Source organism: Candidatus Methylomirabilota bacterium, from assembly GCA_035936835.1.
Taxonomy (GTDB): domain Bacteria; phylum Methylomirabilota; class Methylomirabilia; order Rokubacteriales; family CSP1-6; genus AR37.
The window spans coordinates 1-2129 of the sequence record DASYVT010000208.1 but is presented as its reverse complement, the minus strand read 5'-3'; the positions used below and the strand labels follow the sequence as shown (position 1 = coordinate 2129).

The 2129-nt window shown below is 69.5% G+C and carries 2 protein-coding genes; both read left to right on the top strand.

The window, feature by feature from the left end; genetic code table 11:
• Nucleotides 1-214 precede the first annotated feature (214 nt).
• A complete protein-coding gene (locus VGV06_18855; protein HEV2057204.1) occupies nt 215-1048 on the top strand; it encodes a M55 family metallopeptidase in 834 nt (277 codons plus the stop codon).
• Nucleotides 1045-2061, top strand: coding sequence for an anthranilate phosphoribosyltransferase (trpD, locus tag VGV06_18850; protein ID HEV2057203.1), 1017 nt, complete (start codon nt 1045-1047; stop codon nt 2059-2061). The genes VGV06_18855 and trpD overlap by 4 nt, the downstream gene beginning before the upstream one ends.
• Nucleotides 2062-2129 lie beyond the last annotated feature (68 nt).

Genomic DNA, 2129 nt, shown 5'->3' with positions numbered 1-2129 from the left:
GTGGGGTTCTTGTTCCAAGCCCCCCGGAACCAGGACCCCACTTCCCCCCTCCCGCGCCGGGTGCCCGGAAGTGCAAACGTTTGCCCAAGATGTGAACTTGAGCAAGTTTCCCTCCCTCTCCAGGGGAGGGTCGGGTGGGGCCTTCTCCGACCGACCCTAGAATGGGAGCGCTTTGGCTACCAGCCCGCGGTCTGCATCGTCTGAGCGCAACGGCGTGTTCATCTCCGTCGACATGGAGGGCATGGCCGGCATCGTCCACCTGCAGCAGGTGATGCGGGGGATGCCGGAATACCCGCTGTCGTGCAAATTGATGACAGCGGAGACCAACGCCGCCGTCGCCGGGGCGAGGCGTGCCGGCGCCAGCCGCTTCGTCGTCAATGACTCGCACGGCGACATGCGCAACTTCGTGCTCGACGAGCTCGACGAAGGGGTCGAGCTCATCAGTGGCGCGGACAAGCCGTACTCGATGGGGGCCGGGCTTGACCCGACCTTCGAAGTCGCCTTCTTCGTCGGCTACCACGCATCGGTGGGACGCGAGCACGCCATCATGGACCACACCTACGGAGGTCGCACCGTCTACTCGCTGCGCATCAACGGCCGCGAGCAGAGCGAGGCCACGCTGAACGCCGCGCTGGCCGGGACGTACGGCGTGCGCACCGCCCTGATCACGGGCGACCGGGCCACGATCGAGGAGGCGAGCGCGGAGCTACCCGGCATCGAAGGTGTCGTGGTCAAGGAGGCGCTCGGCCGGCAGGCGGCCCGTTCGCTGCACCCGGCCGAGGCTTGCCGGCGGATCGAGGCGGGCGCCTACCGCGCCTACGCCGAACGGGCCGGCCGGCCCTTGTACCAGCCGAAGGGACCCTTCACCCTCGAAATCGACTGGATGAATGCCAACATGGCCGATCTCTGCGTCGAGCTTCCGGAGGTCCAGCGAGCCGGTGGGCGGACGGTCCGTTACCAGACGGCCGACTTCCAGACCTGCTACCGGATGCTGCTTGCCCTCCTGGTCATGGCCACGCCCGCGGCCTACCAGTACCCGCGCCCGTGACGCTGCCCGAGGCGCTCGAACAGTTGCTCGGGGGGAAGGCCCTCACGCGCGAGCAGGCGCGCAACGTCATGGACCAAGTCATGGCAGGAGAAGTCACGACCGGGCAGCTCGCCGGCCTGCTGATCGCGCTTAGAGCCAAGGGCGAAACCGTCGACGAGATGACTGGCTTCGTCGACTCGATGCGGGCGCACGCGACGCCGCTCGAGGTCCCGGCGGGGGCGATCGACACCTGCGGCACCGGCGGCGACCGCGCCGGGACGTTCAATATCTCCACCGCGGCCGCGCTCGTCGCGGCGGGGGCGCGTATCCCGGTGGCGAAGCACGGAAACCGCGCGGCGTCCAGCCGATGCGGCAGTGCCGACGTGCTCGAGGCGCTCGGCGTCGACATCACGCTCAACGCCGGCGGCGTCCGGCGATGCATCGAGATCGCGGGCATGGGCTTCTGCTTCGCGCCCACCTTTCATCCGGCGATGCGCCACGCGGGTCCGGCTCGGAAGGAGCTTGGCGTGCGGACGATCTTCAACGTCCTGGGTCCGCTGGCGAATCCAGGCCGGGTGCGCCGGCAGGCGCTCGGTGTTGGGGCGGCCCCACTGGCGCCGCTGATGGTCCGGGTCCTGAAAGACCTCGGCCATGAGCGGGCCCTGGTTTTCTACGGCGAGGATGGTCTGGACGAACTCACGACCACGGGCCGCTCGCGCGTCTTCCAGCTGAAAGATGGCCAGGTCACCGAGTACGAGCTCGACCCGCTGGAGCTCGGGCTGAGCCGATCGCGCCCCGAGGACCTCCTGGGCGGGACGCCGCCCGAAAATGCCAACCTGCTGCGGCAGGTGCTCGACGGTGAGCCCGGCCCGCGCCGGGATGTCGTACTGCTCAATGCGGCTGCAGCGGTCCTGGCGGCCGGCCGGGCGGATGACTGGGCCGCGGCCCTGGTGGTGGCGCGGGAGTCGCTTGACAGCGGCCGGGCCCGAAAGGCGCTCGACCGCCTGGTCGAGACCTCGACGAGTCCCTCCTAGCCGGAGGCCAGCCCGGCGATGCCGCCGGCCAGCAAAAGCAGGCACACCAGGCCCACGAATCCCCAGGC